1 pseudogene is annotated in these 225 nt (G+C 64.0%); it reads left to right on the forward strand.

Annotation, left to right across the window (positions count from 1 at the left end):
• Positions 1 to 225 (forward strand): annotated as a pseudogene (locus tag KIF87_RS23145) (hypothetical protein); the annotation flags it as partial.

Genomic DNA, 225 nt, shown 5'->3' on the forward strand with positions numbered 1-225 from the left:
GAGGAGCATCACTACACCTGGGACACGCAGCACCGCCTGACCGGCTACCGCTGCCGGGTACGGGGTCAGGAGACCGCGCATTATCGTTATCAGTATGATGCCCTGGGGCGCCGTATTCTGAAGGAGGATTTACTTGCCCGCACTGCCCGCCGCTTTTTCTGGCAGGGAGAGCGCCTGCTCGGCGAGTGTGATGCCGGACGCTTCTGGCCCGGCAGGCTGCCGGAT

It is taken from the genome of Enterobacter sp. 120016, from assembly GCF_018383635.1.
GTDB classification, from domain to species: domain Bacteria; phylum Pseudomonadota; class Gammaproteobacteria; order Enterobacterales; family Enterobacteriaceae; genus Enterobacter; species Enterobacter asburiae_D.